At 65.2% G+C, this 15,254-nt stretch carries 12 protein-coding genes; 6 read left to right on the plus strand and 6 right to left on the minus strand.

Annotated features, from left to right (window positions below; all coding sequences use genetic code 11):
* Positions 1-39 precede the first annotated feature (39 nt).
* Positions 40-1,035 carry a TerC family protein gene (locus tag MF134_RS14995; protein WP_255340269.1) on the minus strand — a complete coding sequence of 332 codons (996 nt, stop codon included), beginning with the start codon at positions 1,033-1,035 and terminating at the stop codon, positions 40-42.
* 341 nt (positions 1,036-1,376) lie between these two features.
* Here MF134_RS14995 and MF134_RS15000 point away from each other — a divergent pair, with 341 nt between their 5' ends.
* Positions 1,377-1,649 carry a hypothetical protein gene (locus MF134_RS15000; RefSeq protein WP_255340270.1) on the plus strand — a complete coding sequence of 91 codons (273 nt, stop codon included), beginning with the start codon at positions 1,377-1,379 and terminating at the stop codon, positions 1,647-1,649.
* Between the two features lie 18 nt (positions 1,650-1,667).
* On the opposite strand, the gene MF134_RS15005 is transcribed toward MF134_RS15000, so the two are convergent.
* Complete coding sequence (locus MF134_RS15005; RefSeq protein ID WP_304363778.1) at positions 1,668-2,789, minus strand: pyridoxal phosphate-dependent aminotransferase; 1,122 nt, start codon at positions 2,787-2,789, stop codon at positions 1,668-1,670.
* 103 nt (positions 2,790-2,892) lie between these two features.
* Positions 2,893-3,420, minus strand: coding sequence for a gamma carbonic anhydrase family protein (locus tag MF134_RS15010; protein WP_255340271.1), 528 nt, complete (start codon positions 3,418-3,420; stop codon positions 2,893-2,895).
* Positions 3,421-3,619: 199 nt separating this feature from the next.
* On the opposite strand from MF134_RS15010, the gene MF134_RS15015 reads away from it, so the two are divergent.
* A complete protein-coding gene (locus MF134_RS15015; protein ID WP_255340272.1) occupies positions 3,620-4,363 on the plus strand; it encodes a TSUP family transporter in 744 nt (247 codons plus the stop codon).
* Between the two features lie 8 nt (positions 4,364-4,371).
* The gene (locus MF134_RS15020) at positions 4,372-5,883 is read left to right on the plus strand and encodes a cobyric acid synthase (protein WP_255340273.1); all 1,512 of its coding nucleotides are present in this window, start codon (positions 4,372-4,374) and stop codon (positions 5,881-5,883) included.
* Positions 5,884-6,118: 235 nt separating this feature from the next.
* On the opposite strand, the gene gap is transcribed toward MF134_RS15020, so the two are convergent.
* Together gap and tkt are read right to left on the minus strand one after the other, a co-directional pair.
* Positions 6,119-7,132, minus strand: a complete 1,014-nt coding sequence (gene gap, locus MF134_RS15025; protein WP_255340274.1) for a type I glyceraldehyde-3-phosphate dehydrogenase — start codon at positions 7,130-7,132, stop codon at positions 6,119-6,121.
* A 152-nt stretch (positions 7,133-7,284) separates the two neighbouring features.
* The gene (gene tkt, locus MF134_RS15030; RefSeq protein ID WP_255340275.1) at positions 7,285-9,294 is read right to left on the minus strand and encodes a transketolase; all 2,010 of its coding nucleotides are present in this window, start codon (positions 9,292-9,294) and stop codon (positions 7,285-7,287) included.
* 287 nt (positions 9,295-9,581) lie between these two features.
* Here tkt and MF134_RS15035 point away from each other — a divergent pair, with 287 nt between their 5' ends.
* The 3 genes from MF134_RS15035 to MF134_RS15045 all read left to right on the plus strand — a co-directional run bounded on the left by MF134_RS15035 (position 9,582) and on the right by MF134_RS15045 (position 11,212).
* On the plus strand, positions 9,582-9,860 hold the full coding sequence (locus MF134_RS15035; protein ID WP_255340276.1) for a DUF4164 family protein: 279 nt from the start codon (positions 9,582-9,584) through the stop codon (positions 9,858-9,860).
* An 81-nt stretch (positions 9,861-9,941) separates the two neighbouring features.
* A complete protein-coding gene (locus MF134_RS15040; protein WP_255340277.1) occupies positions 9,942-10,304 on the plus strand; it encodes a cell division protein ZapA in 363 nt (120 codons plus the stop codon).
* Positions 10,301-11,212: an alpha/beta hydrolase gene (locus MF134_RS15045; protein ID WP_255340278.1), complete on the plus strand. Its 912-nt coding sequence runs from the start codon at positions 10,301-10,303 to the stop codon at positions 11,210-11,212. The genes MF134_RS15040 and MF134_RS15045 overlap by 4 nt, the downstream gene beginning before the upstream one ends.
* Positions 11,213-11,612: 400 nt before the next feature.
* Here the strand turns inward: MF134_RS15045 and pyc are convergent, their stop codons facing one another.
* Positions 11,613-15,074: a pyruvate carboxylase gene (pyc, locus tag MF134_RS15050; RefSeq protein ID WP_255340279.1), complete on the minus strand. Its 3,462-nt coding sequence runs from the start codon at positions 15,072-15,074 to the stop codon at positions 11,613-11,615.
* Between the last annotated feature and the right edge of the window lie 180 nt (positions 15,075-15,254).

The raw sequence follows: 15,254 nt of genomic DNA on the forward strand, positions 1-15,254 counted from the left end.
GGCGATGCGCACGCCCCATCCTCCGCCGACCCTTGGCGATTACCGGGAGTGACCCTCCTCGAGCTTCTCACCGCTGGTCTTCCACAGGCTATAGACCACCCCGCCGGCGAGGATCGCGAAGGTGACGCCGAGCGAGACGAGCGGCGGGATCTTATCGAGGCCGAAAAGATCGGCGGCGAAGATCTTGGCGCCGATGAAGATCAGCACGAAGGACAGCGCGACCTTGAGATACTCGAAGCGGTGGATCATCGCCGCGAGCGCGAAATAGAGCACCCGGAGCCCCAGGATCGCGAAGATGTTCGATGTGTAGACGATGAACGGGTCGGTGGTGATGGCGAAGATCGCCGGAACGGAATCCACCGCGAAGATCACGTCGGCGATCTCGATCATGACCAGCGCCATGAACAGGGGCGTCACGAAGAGCGTGAGCCGCCCGGTCTTCGGGTGAGGCTGGCGGATGAAGAAGCGCTCGCCATGGTGCTCGTCGGTGACGTTGAGGTGCCGCCGCATGAAGCGTACGAGAATGTTCTCTGACAGCGGCTTTTCCTGATCGCCCACGACCAGCATCTTCACGCCGGTCGCGATCAGGAAGACGGCGAAGACGTAGAGCACCCAGGAAAAGTTCGTCACCAGCGCCGTGCCGAAGCCGATCATGATCGCGCGTAGCACGATCACGCCGAGAATGCCCCAGAACAGCACCCGGTGCTGATACATGCGCGGGACGGCGAAGTAGCTGAAGATCATCGCGATGACGAAGACGTTGTCCATCGCCAGCGCCTTCTCGACCACAAAGCCGGTGAAGTAGTTGATCGCCGGCTCGCCCCCCTTCAGCCACCAGACGGCGACGCCGAAGAGAAGGCCGAGGCCGATGTAGAAGCCCGAAAGCTTCAGGCTCTCGGCGACTTCGATCTCATGATCTTCCTTGTTGAGAACGCCGAGGTCGAAGGCGAGGAGCGCCACCACCAGGGCGAAGAAGACGAGCCACATCCACAGCGGCGTGCCAAGCCAAAGCGCAAACAGAAACGACCATTCCATGGGTCGAGAGCCTCCCTGCCGGCTTGCGATGCCGAAAGAAGATCCGACATCGCGAGAGTGCCGACAGCTCTCGCCAGAGGGGCCCGGATCAGGAATTCGGAAACGAAGTGGGCGTTGTGCGCATGTCGTTCAAGCCAGGGCTCCGTGCCGCGTAACACACTGGCGTGAGGCGCGCGTGAACCCGGCGGCGAGCACCTGAGCAAGGCGGCTTCCCGATGGGCAGGCGGAGGGTGTGTGGGATTCAGTTCAAATTAAGCGCAAACTTTAATCGCGTCTTCAAAACTTGTCTGCATCTTCCATGACCATAGGGAAACAACAACGCGACAGGGACGCGAAGACAAATGGCACAGATCGATACCACCGCTTTCGAAACCGCTTCCGCCAACGGCGCCGCCTTCGTCGACGGGACGCTGCTCATGGAACTCGGTATGCGGGCCGCCGCCGGCCGCGATGGCACGGCGGACCTTGTCGCCGCGCACATGTTCTTCAATCTCGCCGACCGCAAGGGCGCGGCCGAGGCTGCTTTCCACCGCCAGGATGTCGCGGCGCAGATGTCGAAGGCCGAGATCAGCCAAGCGCTGCGCAATGCGCGGGAATGGCTGACGCGTCACTGAGGCGGTTGGTCGCCTGTCTCAGGCAGGCTGAGGCTCGCCGACCTCTTCGATCGCCGTGAACAGGGCCGTCTCGAAGAGCGTGAGATCCTCCGGCCGACCGACGGAGACGCGGATCATGCGATCCAGTGGCGCGACGCCTGGCATTCGGATGAACACCCCCTGTTTCAACACCGCCTGCAGCAGAGCTCGGGCATAGTCTCCGTCGCCGCCGCAATCGATGGCAACAAAATTGGTGGCTGAGGCTAGCGGCGTCATGCCGGCTTTCCGCGCGATGGCCGACAATTCGTCCCGCGCCGAGACGATCCGGGCCGTGACGTCCTTGAGATAGGCTTGATCGGCAAGCGCCGCGAGCGCGCCGGCCTGGGCCATGCGCGACACGCCGAAATGATTGCGCACCTTGTCGAACTGGGCGATCGATTCCGCTTCGCCGACCACATAGGCAACGCGCACCCCGGCCATCCCGTAGGCCTTCGAAAAGGTGCGAAAGCGCAGGAGGTTCGGCCGCATCAGCGTGATCGGCGGCAGCGCCGTGGCCGGCGCCAAGTCGCAGTAGGCTTCGTCCAGAATGAGGATCGTCTCTTCCGGCGTCTGGTCGATCAGCCGCTCGATCGTCGCGGCCTCGTGCCAGGTGCCGGTCGGATTGTCCGGATTGGCAAAGTACAGAAGCTTCGGCTGGGTCTCACGCGCTCGCGCGATCAGGGCCTCCGGATCCTCGTGATCGTCGGCCGCCCGATAGGGCACGAAATCGAGCCGCGCGCCGTGGCCCGCCACATGATAGTTGAAGGTCGGATAGGCGCCGAGCGAGGTCACTACCGTATCGCCGGGATCTGTCGCCAGATGAACCAGATGGCCGAGCAGCCCATCGATCCCTTCGCCGATCGCGATGTTCTCCATGCCGATCCCATGATGCTCGGCGATGGCGCGCTTCAGCTCGTACTGCTCGGGATCGCCATAGGCCCAGCTTTCCGCCGCCGCCCGGCTCATGGCCTCGATCACCTTCGGCGAAGGGCCGAAGACGCTCTCATTGGCGCCAAGCCGCGCCTTGAAGCGCATCCCCATGCGCCGTTCGAGCGCTTCCGGGCCAACGAACGGGACGGTGGCGGGCAGCGAGCGGGCGAGTTTGGTGAAGAGTGGCGGCATCGCGATCGTCCAGGCGAGAGGGGCCAAGTGGATTGCAGGCCCCGGTCAAGGTCGGGACGATGGACTTACCGGCTCGTTGACCGCAAGGGAAGCGGCTCCGCGCTCATTCGGCGAGAAGCTTCAGGCCGGCGGCGTAGCGCTGGCCGTTCTGATTGTAGTGCCGGGCGGATTCGGTGAGCTTCTCTGCCGTTGCCGCGTCGAGCGTGCGGATCGCCTTGGCCGGCGCGCCGACGATCAGCGAGTTCTCCGGAAATTCCTTGCCTTCGGTGACGAGGGCGTTCGCCCCGACGATCGAGTTCTTCCCGATCTTCGCGCCGTTGAGGATCGTCGCGCCCATGCCGATCAGGACGTTGTCTTCGATGGTGCAGCCATGGACGATCGCCATGTGGCCGATGGTGCAGCCCGCCCCGATCTTCAGCGGCGAGCCCATGTCGCTGTGGAGCGCGGAATTGTCCTGAATGTTGGTGAGTTCGCCGATCTCGATCCATTCGTTGTCGCCGCGGATCACCGCGCCGAACCAGACGCTTGCGCCGGCGCCGAGCCGCACCCGGCCGATGACATGGGCGCCCGGCGCGACGAAGACCCCGTCGCCCATTTCCGGCTGATCGTTTTCGAGCGCGTAGATCGGCATGGTCTGTCTCCCGTGATTCCTGGGCCTCGGACGTCTTGGCCGCCGAAGCTCTGTTTGCGCTCAGGAATGAGCCAAGGGAGCCCGCCGGGTCAAGCGGGGTTGCGTGGACGTACCGCGGACGTCGCCCATGCGGTGACGCACTTCCCGCCGGCGCTTCGAAGCGGTAGAGCGGTGCCGCACCCCTCAAGAACCAAGCTCCATGGCCGTCGAAATCATCCTCTTTCTCGTCGCCGCCGCGTTCGTGGCCGGTTATATCGACGCCGTTGCCGGCGGCGGTGGCCTCATTACCATTCCGGCTCTCCTGATCGCGGGGGTCGAGCCGCTGACGGCGCTCGGGACCAACAAGGTGCAGTCGCTGTTCGGTTCGGGCTCGGCGACGATCGCCTATGCCGCCAAGGGGCATATGGACCTCAAGGCACAACTGCCCGCGGCGCTCCTGTCGTTCGGCGGCGCGGCGCTCGGGGCGCTCGCGGCGAAGATCGTGCCGACGGCGATCCTGGAGACGGCGCTGCCCTTCCTGCTGATCGCCGTCGCGATCTTCTTCGCCCTGAAGCCCGGCCTGTCGGATGTCGACGTGGAACGTCGCATCTCGCCGCTCCTCTTCACCCTGACCTTCGTGCCGTTGATCGGCGCCTATGACGGGCTGTTCGGGCCGGGCACGGGTTCCTTCTTCATGCTCGCCTTCGTGACGCTTGCGGGCTACGGTGTCCTCAAGGCGACGGCGCATACGAAGCTGTTGAACTTTGCCTCCAATCTCGGCGGCTTCGCGGTGTTTGCGCTCGCTGGCGCGGTACTCTGGAAGATCGGCCTGGCGATGGGGGTGGCCCAGTTCATCGGCGCACGGCTCGGCGCGATGACGGCGATGCGTTTCGGATCGAAGATCATCCGTCCGTTGCTGGTCGTCGTCTGTCTCGCGCTGGCGCTCAAGCTTCTGTGGCAATAGGAGCCCCGATGGCGAAGACGCCCGCGATCATGCTGCAGGGTACCGGCTCGGACGTCGGCAAGAGCGTGCTCGTCGCGGGGCTCTGTCGGCTGTTTGCCAATCGCGGCCTTCGCGTGCGGCCATTCAAGCCGCAGAACATGTCGAACAACGCGGCCGTCGCCGCGATTCCCGGCACCGGCGACTTCGGTGAGATCGGCCGTGCCCAATGGCTGCAGGCGCTCGCCGCCCGGACCCCGCCGACCACGGACATGAATCCGGTGCTCCTCAAGCCGCAGAGCGAGACCGGCAGCCAGATCGTGCTCAACGGACGGGTTGCCGGCGCTGCGAAGGGGCGGGACTACCAGCGCCTCAAGGCCGGCTTTCTCGAAGCGGTAGTGAGCGGCTTCGAGCGCCTGTCGAATGAGGCCGACCTCGTCATCGTCGAGGGCGCAGGCTCGCCGGCGGAGATCAATCTGAGAGCCAACGACATCGCCAATATGGGGTTCGCGCGCGCCGCCGATGTCCCCGTCTGCCTCGTCGGCGATATCGACCGGGGAGGGGTCATCGCTTCGCTGGTCGGCACCCACACGATCCTCGATCCGGCCGACCGGGCGATGATCGCCGGCTTCCTGATCAACAAGTTCCGGGGCGACGTGTCCCTCTTCGACGACGGACTTGCGGCGATCACCCGCTTCACCTCTTGGGAAAGCTTCGGCGTGATCCCCCATCTTGCCGCCGCCGCGCGCCTGCCGGCGGAGGATTCCGTCGCACTCGAAAGGTTGGCGGCGACATCCGCCCCGGCGCCGAAGCTCAAGGTCGCAGTTCCGATCATCGGGCGGATCGCGAATTTCGACGATCTCGACCCGCTCAAGGCGGAGCCGGACGTGGCGGTCGTCTTCGTGCCGCCGGGCGAGCGCCTACCGCGCGACGCCGGCCTGGTTGTGCTGCCGGGCTCGAAATCGACCATTGCCGATCTGGCCACCCTGCGCCGCAATGGCTGGGACGCCGACCTTGCCGCCCATGTGGAGCGCGGCGGTCACGTGGTCGGCCTTTGCGGCGGGTATCAGATGCTCGGGTGCCGGGTCAGCGATCCGGACGGGATCGAGGGTCCTGAGCGGGAAGCAGAGGGGCTTGGCCTCCTCGATATCGAGACCGTCCTGGCGCCGGAAAAGACGGTTCGCGCGGCGCGGGCCGAAACACCGGAGGGCTTTCCCCTCGAAGGCTATGAAATCCATCTCGGACGCACGACGGGGCCCGATTGTGCAAAGCCGGTTGCAGTCCTCGATGGTGCGCCGGATGGTGCGTCCTCGCCCGACGGCCGGATCATCGGCACCTATCTGCACGGGCTGTTCTCGTCCGACCCGTACCGTCGCCGCTTTCTGACACGGTTCGGGATCGAAGCGGGAGGGGAGGGGTACCGCGCCTCGGTCGAGCGCGCCCTCGACGAAATCGCGGTGCATCTGGAGGAAACGGTCGCCGTCAACCGGCTGCTGGCGATCGCCGAGAGCCGTTCGAAACGCAATCCGATTGGGGAGGAATGACACCGGATGCCCTCGCCCGATACGCGGAACCTTCTTCAGGCCGGCCGCATCCGGTGTCGACAACAGGTTTAGCGGGCCGGGGTTACCGTTCGGTTTATCGGCCCTCTCGTTCCGCAATCGTTGAGCGGAGCGGCGTGGCGGATCCACGCTGCATCGCCGGAAACGAGCCGTAAAACGCGAAAAAGGGCCGCTTTCGGCAGCCCTTTCTCATCAAGACTGCTGGAAAAAATTCCGCTCAGGCGTTCTGCATCGCGATCGCGGTGTCCGACATGCGGTTCGAGAAGCCCCATTCATTGTCGTACCAGGACAGGATGCGCACCAGCGAGCCCTCCATCACCTTGGTCTGGTCCATGTGGAAGACCGAGGAATGGGAGTCGTGGTTGAAGTCGGTCGAGACATTCTTGTCGTCGGTATAGCCGAGCACGCCCTTGAGTGGGCCGTTGGCGGCGGTGCGGATCGCCTCCTGAACTTCCTCGACGCTGGTCTGGCGCTTGGCGACGAACTTGAAGTCGACCACCGAGACGTTCGGGGTCGGGACGCGGATCGCCACGCCGTCGAGACGGCCGTTCAGTTCGGGAAGCACGAGGCCGACGGCCTTGGCGGCGCCGGTCGAGGTCGGAATCATCGACAGCGCTGCGGCGCGGGCGCGGTAGAGATCCTTGTGCATCGTGTCGAGCGTCGGCTGGTCGCCGGTATAGGAGTGGATCGTCGTCATGAAGCCCTTGTCGATGCCGATGGCATCGTTGAGGACCTTGGCGACCGGCGCGAGGCAGTTGGTCGTGCAGGAGGCGTTGGACGCGACCTTGTCGTCGGCGGTGAGCGACTGATGATTGACGCCGTAGACGATGGTCTTTTCCGCGCCCGAAGCGTTCGAGAGCGGGCCGGAGATCAGGACCTTCTTGGCGCCGGCTTCGAGATGCGCGGAGGCCTTCGCCGGGTCGGTGAAGATGCCGGTGCACTCCATCGCCACGTCGATGCCCATCTCGCCCCAGGGGAGCGCCTTCGGATCGCGCTCGGCGGTGACCTTGATCGGACCGCGGCCGACATCGATCGTGTCGCCCTCGACCTTCACTTCGCCCGGGAAGCGGCCATGGACGGAATCGTAGCGGATCAGATGGGCGTTGGTCTCGACCGGGCCGAGATCGTTGACGGCGACCACTTCGATGTCGGTGCGGCCGGACTCGATGATGGCGCGCAGGACATTGCGCCCGATGCGGCCAAATCCGTTGATAGCGACGCGAACTGCCATGATGTCTCTCCTTGAAGGATGCCGGAAATCTGCGTTGCGCTGGGCTGTAGACCCCGCCGCCGGCTTTATCAAGCGCGCGGCGTGCTGAGCTTTTCAAAGGGCGGGCGTGAGTTTTTCGCGGCATCCGGCCGGATGGACCGGATCGTCCTGCCTCAAGCGCCGGTCGCCGATTCCTCGCGCGTGCCGAGTCCGCCCCTGACGGCCGTCACCACCGCATCGGCGGTGATGCCGAAATGCTGGTAGAGTTCCGGGCCGGGGCCGGAGGCGCCGAACCCGTTCATGCCGACGAACAGGCCATGGCGGCCGATGAGTTCATCCCACCCCTGGCGCACGCCCGCCTCGATGGCGATCTTGAGGCTGCTGTCGTCGATCAGCGCCCGGCGATATTCGGCGGTCTGGCGGCGGAAAAGTTCGAAGGAGGGAACCGAGACGACGCGGGTGGGCACGCCTTCGGCCTCCAGCCGCTTGCGCGCCGCAACGCCGATCTCCACCTCCGAGCCGGTGGCGTAGATCGTGACCTTCGCTTCGCCCGAGGCCGGGGCGATTTCGTAAGCGCCGCGGGCGCTCTTGTTCTCGTCATGCTCGTCGAGGCGCAGCGTCGGCAGGTTCTGCCGCGACAGGGCCAAGATCGAAGGCGCCGCCCGGCTTTCCAGGGCGAGCTGCCAGCATTCGGCGACCTCCACCGCGTCGGCCGGACGGAAGACGAGGAGGTTCGGGATCGCGCGGAGTGCGGCCAGATGCTCCACCGGCTGGTGGGTGGGGCCGTCCTCGCCGAGGCCGATCGAGTCGTGGGTCATCACATGGATGACGCGGATCCCCATCAAGGCCGAAAGCCGCAGCGCGCCGCGGCAATAGTCGGAGAAGGTCAGGAACGTCCCCGAATAGGGGATCAGTCCGCCATGCAGCGTCATGCCGTTCATGATTGCGGCCATGCCATGCTCGCGGATGCCGTAATGCACGAAGCGGCCGGAATAGTCGCCGGCGGTGATCGGGGCGGTCTGGCTGGTGCGGGTGTTGTTGGAGCCGGTGAGATCCGCCGAGCCGCCGATCGTTTCCGGCACGATGGCGTTGATCTCCTCCAGCGTCATCTCGGAGGATTTGCGCGAGGCGAGTTTCGGCTGTTCCTCGTTCATCCGCCGCTTGAACCGGTGCATCGCCTGGACGAAGCCGCTCGGCAGATCGCCACGCATGCGCCGTTCGAACTCGCCGCGGGTCTCGGCGTCGACTTCGGCGAAGCGGGTCTCCCATTCCTTGCGCTTGGCGCTGGAGCGCAGCCCGGCGATCCGCCATTTGTCGAGGATCTCGGACGGCACCTCGAAGGGGGGATACGGCCAGCCCAGCGCTTCCCGCGCCGCCCGAATCTCCTCCGGACCGAGCGGTGAGCCGTGGGCCTTGTTGGTTCCGGCCTTCTGCGGCGCGCCATAGCCGATCGTGGTCTTTGCCGCGATCAGGGTCGGCTTGTCGCTTCCGCGCGCGGTCTCGATCGCCGCGGCGATCGCATCCTGATCGTGCCCGTCGCAGGAGAGCGCCTGCCAGCCGGACGCCTCGAAACGGGCGAGCTGATCGGTGGAATCGGCGAGCGCGACATTGCCGTCGATGGTGATGCCGTTGTCGTCCCACAGGAAGATCAGCTTGCTCAGCTTCAGATGCCCCGCGAGCGAAATCGCTTCCTGGCTGATGCCCTCCATCAGACAGCCGTCGCCGACGAGGGCGTAGGTATAGTGATTGACGATGTCGTCGCCGAAGCGGGCGTTCAGCACACGCTCGGCGAGCGCCATGCCAACGGCGTTGCCGGTCCCTTGTCCGAGCGGGCCGGTGGTCGTCTCGATGCCGGCGGCGTGGCCGTATTCGGGGTGACCGGCGGTCTTCGAACCCAGCTGGCGGAAGCGCTTGATCTCCTCAATGTCGATGTCGCTGTAGCCCAGGAGATAGAGCAGGCTGTAGAGCAGCATGGAGCCATGGCCAGCGGAGAACACGAAACGGTCCCGGTCCGGCCAGTCCGGCTTCTTCGGATCGAAGGTCAGAAACCTTGTGAACAGCACGGTCGCGATGTCGGCCGCGCCCATGGGAAGCCCCGGATGGCCGGACTGGGCGGCTTCCACCGCATCGGCCGACAGGAAACGGATGGCGTTCGCCATCTGCTGCCGCATGTCCGTCGTCATCGCCAGACTCCCAAACCCTCCGATTGAATCTGCGAGGGGTGCGCGTTCGAAAACGCGCCGCAGCAATCATATGGCCTCGGCCATGTCAACAAAACCCCGGTGAGCCGGGCAAGGAGTGGTGTTCGGACTGCCGTTTCGCGCCGGCGCTTGGAACCGCCCGTTGCGCTCGCGCTTTCCTTGACCGTTGCAAGCCGTTAAGACCGGATGGGGAAATTTCGGGATCACACCGCGGGTCGCGCACCGGGAGCACCGGCCGCAAGCCGCGATCATGCATGAAGAGGTCGTCCATGCAGTCAGAAGACCCGTTCGACGCCGCGAGGGCGCGACTTCGAACGGCGCTGCAGCGGCTCGAAGCCGCCGTCGATGCGCGGCTGCAGCGGCCGGAGGATCCCGTCGACGTCGCCGAGGAAGTCCAGCGCCAGACCGCCGACCGGGGCCGGTTGGCTCGCGAACTCGACGCGGCGCTCGCCCGTGGCGAACGGCTGGAGCAGGCCAATCGCGAAGTCTCCCGGCGTCTTGTCGATGCAATGGAGCGCGTGCGCGCCGTGCGCGATCAGCACAAATAGACTGACGGTCCTTTACACACTGGGCCGTGTCCCCCGGCCCCTGAAACACCCCCGCAATCGAGACCGAAACGAGTTGGCCCGATGCCGCAAATTGTCGTGACGATCGACGGAAAGACCTACCGCATGGCCTGCGCGGAGGGGGAGGAGGCGCATCTCGAATCGCTCGCCGCCGACGTCGACGGCAAGATCGCCGAGCTGCGCGAATCCTTCGGCCAGATCGGCGATCTGCGTCTGACGGTCATGGCGGCGATCATGGCGACGGATCAGCTGTACGAGGCCCGGCGCAAGCTGAAGGATCTGGAGGCGAGGGTCGAAGCCGAAACCGCCGGGCGCGAGGACGGCGACGATCTCGACGCCGAAACGCGCCGGCAATACGCCGAAAGCCTCGAAGAGACCGCCGCCACTGTGGAGCGGGTCACGGCCAAGCTGACGGGCGAGGCGTGAGCGACCACGTCGAGGCCGGCCAGAAGCCGGGCCGGAGTGGCGGGCTTCGCAGGCTCGTCATGCTCCTCGTCTGCGGTCTCTACGGTCTCGCCCTGTCCGGCTGCGCGTCCGCGCTCAATGCGGTCACCCCGACTGGCGATATCCGGGTCGTTTCCGACATCCCCTATGCGCCCGGCGAGCGCCGTGTCTTCGATCTCTATCTGCCGAAGACCCTGACTGCCACGACGCCGGCTGTCGTCTTCATCCATGGCGGCAGCTGGGATACGGGCTCGAAGGACATCTATCCCTTCGTCGGCCAGTCGCTGGCCAGCGCCGGCGTCATCGTTGCTGTTCCGAACTACAGGCTTTATCCCGAAACGCGCTTTCCCGGCTTTGTCGAGGATGCGGCGGAGGCAGTGGCGGCGGTCGAGACGAGCCTCGGCAGCGGGCGCTACGGCATCCCGAAAGGCTCGCATCCGCTCTTCATCATGGGGCATTCGGCCGGCGCGGAGATCGTTGGTCTTCTCGCCACGGACAAGCGCTATCTCGCGCGCGCCGGCTCTTCCATCGGTCGGCTGGCGGGCTTCATCGGCCTGTCCGGCCCTTACGACTTCCTGCCGCTGAAGGAGGAGCGCTACAAGCGCATCTTCCCTGAAGCCCTGCGCGCGGCGAGCCAGCCGGTCAACTTCGTCGATGGCGACGAGCCGCCGAGTCTGTTGATCACCGGCGCGGACGATACGACCGTCGACCCTCAGAACACGCGCTCGCTGTCCGACAAGCTGAAAGGCGCCGGCATTGCGGTCAAGACGATCGTCTATCCCGGCCTCGGCCATATCGACACGATCAGCTCGTTCTCGACAGTGCTGCCGCTCGGCAATTCGGCGATCCGGGAGGAAACGCTGGCGTTTATCCGGCGGCATTCCCGGTGACGGAAGAGACTGCCGGAGGGTGAGGATCCGTCTTGTCGACGAGACATCATCAACTCCTCCGGCTTGTGGCTTCGGGACCATCCGAGGGCCGAGCCGTCGTCAGCGGCCTCCACGACAAGCCGCCAACCCTCCCACGAACGTCATCCTCGGCCACCGTGCGAGGATCCAGTGCCGAATCGAAAACGGGCTGAAGTCGCTGACGTCCCCCGTCATCGACTGTCGTGTATCCGGCAACGCTTCTCTGGATTCCCGGGACGAGGCCCGAGAATGACGCAGCGGAGGCGCTGACACCACTATTCCAGCCGGTTCGCCGCGTTGCGCGTGGATCGCACCCGCGGACCAGCGTCAGCACCGAAGGCAAGGGTCTCAGGGTGAGGGAGGCGCGGGGCGTAGAGAAGACCTACGCCGCGTACGTGACCAACAGATCCTTCGCGTCGATCTGCGCGCCGGCGGAAACGTGCACCGCCTCGATCGTGCCGTCGCGTTCGGCATGAATCGCGGTTTCCATCTTCATCGCCTCGATCGAAAGGAGCACGTCGCCGGCCTTTACCTCCTGACCGGCCGCAACGCCCAGCGTCGAGACGACGCCCGGCATCGGCGCGCCGACATGGTTGGGGTTGGACGGGTCGGCCTTCTGCTTGACGCCGTTGCCGGCGGCGCCATGGGCCCGGTCCGGCACCTTGACGCGGCGGGGCTGGCCGTTCAGCTCGAAGAAGACCGTGCGCATGCCCTTCTCGTCGGTCTCGCCGAAGCCCAGGCAGCGGATCACCAGCGTCTTGCCGCGCTCGATGTCGACCAGAACCTCGTCGTCCTGCTCGATGCCGTAGAAATAGCTCGGCGTCGGCAGCATCGAGACGGGGCCGTATTTCTCCGTTGCGAGCGCATAGTCGGTGAAGACCTTCGGGTACATCAGATAGGAGGCGAATTCCGCATCCGTCACCTTGCGCTCGAGCTTCTCCTCGATCGTCTCGCGCTCCTTGGCGAGGTCGGCGTCGGGAATGAGCGAACCGGGGCGGACAGTGATCGGCTCCTTGTCCTTCAAGACCTTCTTCTGGATGTCCTTCGGCCATCCGGCCGGCGGCTGGCCGAGATCGCCATGCATCATCGACACGACGGAATCGGGGAAGGAGAGGTCTTTCTTCGGATCCATCACCTCTGCGACGGAAAGGTCCTGGGAGACCATCATCAGCGCCATGTCGCCCACCACCTTGGAGGAGGGGGTGACCTTCACGATGTCGCCGAACATCTGGTTGACGTCCGCATAGGTCTGGGCCACCTGATGCCAGCGTGTCTCGAGGCCGAGCGAGCGGGCCTGTTCCTTCAGATTGGTAAACTGGCCGCCCGGCATTTCGTGGAGATAGACCTCCGAAGCCGGCCCCTTCAGATCGCTCTCGAAGGCGGCATACTGGTTGCGCACCGCTTCCCAGTAGAAGGAGATGCGCCGGATCGATTCCGCCGACAGGCCGGGATCGCGCTCGGAGCCCTTGAGCGCCTCGACGATCGAGCCGAGGCAGGGCTGGGACGTATTGCCGGAGAAGGCGTCCATCGCCGCGTCGACCGCATCGACGCCGGAATCCACAGCAGCGAGCACGGTCGCGGCCGAGATGCCCGAGGTGTCGTGCGTGTGGAAATGGATCGGCAGGCCGATTTCTTCCTTCAGCGTCTTGAACAGAACCCGTGCGGCGGCGGGCTTCAGGAGCCCCGCCATGTCCTTGACGCCGAGAATGTGGGCGCCGGCGGCCTCCAGCTCCTTGGCGAGCGCGACGTAATATTTGAGATCGTATTTCGACCGCTCGGGATCGAAGAGATCGCCGGTATAGCAGAGCGTGCCCTCGCAGAGCTTGCCTGCCTCCTGCACCGCGTCCATCGAGACGCGCATGTTCTCGACCCAGTTCAGGCAGTCGAAGACGCGGAAGAGATCGACGCCGCCCTTTGCGGCTTCCGCCACGAAGTACTTCACCACATTGTCGGGATAGTTGGTGTATCCGACGCCGTTCGAGCCTCTCAGCAGCATCTGCAGGAGAATGTTCGGCGCCTTTTCCCGGATCAGCGCCAGCCGTTCCCACGGGTCTTCGGTGAGGAAGCGCATCGAGACGTCGAAGGTCGCTCCGCCCCAGCATTCGAGCGAGAGGAGTTGCGGCAGGCCCCGGGCATAGGCCTCCGCGATGGCGACGATGTCATGGGTGCGGGCGCGGGTTGCGAGCAGCGACTGGTGACCGTCGCGCATCGTCGTGTCGGTGAGCATCACCTCGGGCTTGTCGCGCAGCCACTGGGCAAAACCCGCGGGACCCAACTCGTCGAGCTTCTGGCGGGTGCCGTCGACGATCGGCGCGGAGAAAAGTGGTGGCACCGGCGCGGCGTGATCCTCGGAAGGGCGCGGCCGGTCCTTCGTCTCGGGATGGCCGTTCACCGTCACGTCGGCGAGATAGGTCAGCAGCTTGGTCGCGCGGTCGCGACGCTTGACCTGCTGGAACAGCTCCGGCGTCTGGTCGATGAACTTGGTGGTGTAGGAATTGTCCTGGAATTTCGGGTGGCCGATGATCGCTTCCAGGAAGGTCAGGTTCGTCGCCACACCGCGGATGCGGAACTCGCGCAATGCGCGATCCATGCGCGCGATCGCCTCGTCCGGCGTCGGCGCCCAGGCCGTGACCTTTTCGAGAAGCGGATCGTAGAAGCGGGTGATGACCGCGCCGGAATAGGCCGTGCCGCCATCGAGCCGGATGCCGAAGCCGGTGGCGCCGCGATAGGCGGTGATGCGGCCGTAATCGGGAATGAAGTTCTGCTCGGGATCCTCGGTGGTGATCCGGCACTGCAGGGCGTGGCCGTTGAGCTTGATGTCGGCCTGGACCGGCACGCCCGATTCCGGCGTTCCGATGGCGTGGCCGTCGAGGATATGGATCTGCGCCTTGACGATGTCGATGCCGGTTACCTCCTCGGTGACCGTGTGCTCGACCTGGATGCGCGGATTGACCTCGATGAAGTAGAAGGCGCCGGTATCGGCGTCCATCAGGAACTCGACCGTGCCGGCGCCGACATAGTTCGTCGCGTCCGCAAGCTTGCGGGCATAGCCGGCGAGTTCGCGGCGCTGCTCGTGGTTCAGATACGGCGCCGGCGCGCGCTCGACAACTTTCTGGTTGCGCCGCTGGATCGAGCAGTCGCGCTCGAAGAGGTCGACCACATTGCCATGGGTGTCGCCAAGGATCTGCACCTCGACATGGCGGGCGCGCTCGACCAGCTTTTCGAGATAGACCTCGTCCTTGCCGAAGGCGGCCTTGGCCTCGCGCTTGGCCTCGATCACCTCGCGTTCGAGGTCTTTCTCCTCGCGGATGACACGCATGCCGCGGCCGCCGCCGCCCCAGGACGCCTTGAGCATGACCGGGAAGCCGACCTCGGCCGCCATCTCGCGCACCTTGGCCATGTCGTCGGGCAGGGGCTCGGTGGCGGGCACGACCGGAACGCCGACCTCCAGCGCCAGATTGCGGGCCGCCACCTTGTTGCCGAGCCGGCGCATCGTATCGCCCGAGGGACCGATGAAGGTGATTCCTGCTTCCTGGCAGGCATCGACGAATTCCGGGCTTTCCGACAGAAGGCCGTAGCCGGGATGGATCGCGTCGGCGCCCGACAGCTTGGCGACGCGGAGCACCTCCTCGATCGAGAGATAGCTTTCGATCGGGCCCATGTCCTTGTCGAGATGCGAGCCCCGGCCGACCTGATAACTCTCGTCGGCCTTGAAGCGGTGGAGCGCCAGCTTGTCCTCCTCCGCCCAGATCGCGACCGTCCTCAGCCCCAACTCGTTGGCGGCCCGGAAGACGCGAATGGCGATTTCGGACCGGTTGGCGACGAGGATCTTGCGAATGGCCACGGAGAACACCTCCCGAAGTGTTGGACAGCGCTCGCCTTATATTCGTTCAGCGAGGATGCACAAGATTGCGGCGGACCGGGCGATTTCGCAAGTGCGAAGAATGGGAAGTCATGCAAAGAACCGTCTTGCGGCCGGCCAATCGAATTGGCAATCATTGCCATAATTGGGGAGTCGTACAAA

The organism is Jiella marina, assembly GCF_024359545.1.
Taxonomy (GTDB): domain Bacteria; phylum Pseudomonadota; class Alphaproteobacteria; order Rhizobiales; family Rhizobiaceae; genus Jiella.

What these genes read in the sequence shown, in the direction of transcription:
- MF134_RS15015 (WP_255340272.1), top strand. Translation starts at nt 3,620, where the DNA reads ATGGCCGTCGAAATCATCCTCTTTCTCGTCGCCGCCGCGTTCGTGGCC.
- MF134_RS15020 (WP_255340273.1), top strand. Translation starts at nt 4,372, where the DNA reads ATGGCGAAGACGCCCGCGATCATGCTGCAGGGTACCGGCTCGGACGTC.
- MF134_RS15035 (WP_255340276.1), top strand. Translation starts at nt 9,582, where the DNA reads ATGCAGTCAGAAGACCCGTTCGACGCCGCGAGGGCGCGACTTCGAACG.
- MF134_RS15005 (WP_304363778.1), bottom strand. Translation starts at nt 2,789, where the DNA reads ATGCCGCCACTCTTCACCAAACTCGCCCGCTCGCTGCCCGCCACCGTC.
- MF134_RS15000 (WP_255340270.1), top strand. Translation starts at nt 1,377, where the DNA reads ATGGCACAGATCGATACCACCGCTTTCGAAACCGCTTCCGCCAACGGC.
- gap (WP_255340274.1), bottom strand. Translation starts at nt 7,132, where the DNA reads ATGGCAGTTCGCGTCGCTATCAACGGATTTGGCCGCATCGGGCGCAAT.
- MF134_RS15010 (WP_255340271.1), bottom strand. Translation starts at nt 3,420, where the DNA reads ATGCCGATCTACGCGCTCGAAAACGATCAGCCGGAAATGGGCGACGGG.
- MF134_RS14995 (WP_255340269.1), bottom strand. Translation starts at nt 1,035, where the DNA reads ATGGAATGGTCGTTTCTGTTTGCGCTTTGGCTTGGCACGCCGCTGTGG.
- tkt (WP_255340275.1), bottom strand. Translation starts at nt 9,294, where the DNA reads ATGACGACGGACATGCGGCAGCAGATGGCGAACGCCATCCGTTTCCTG.
- MF134_RS15040 (WP_255340277.1), top strand. Translation starts at nt 9,942, where the DNA reads ATGCCGCAAATTGTCGTGACGATCGACGGAAAGACCTACCGCATGGCC.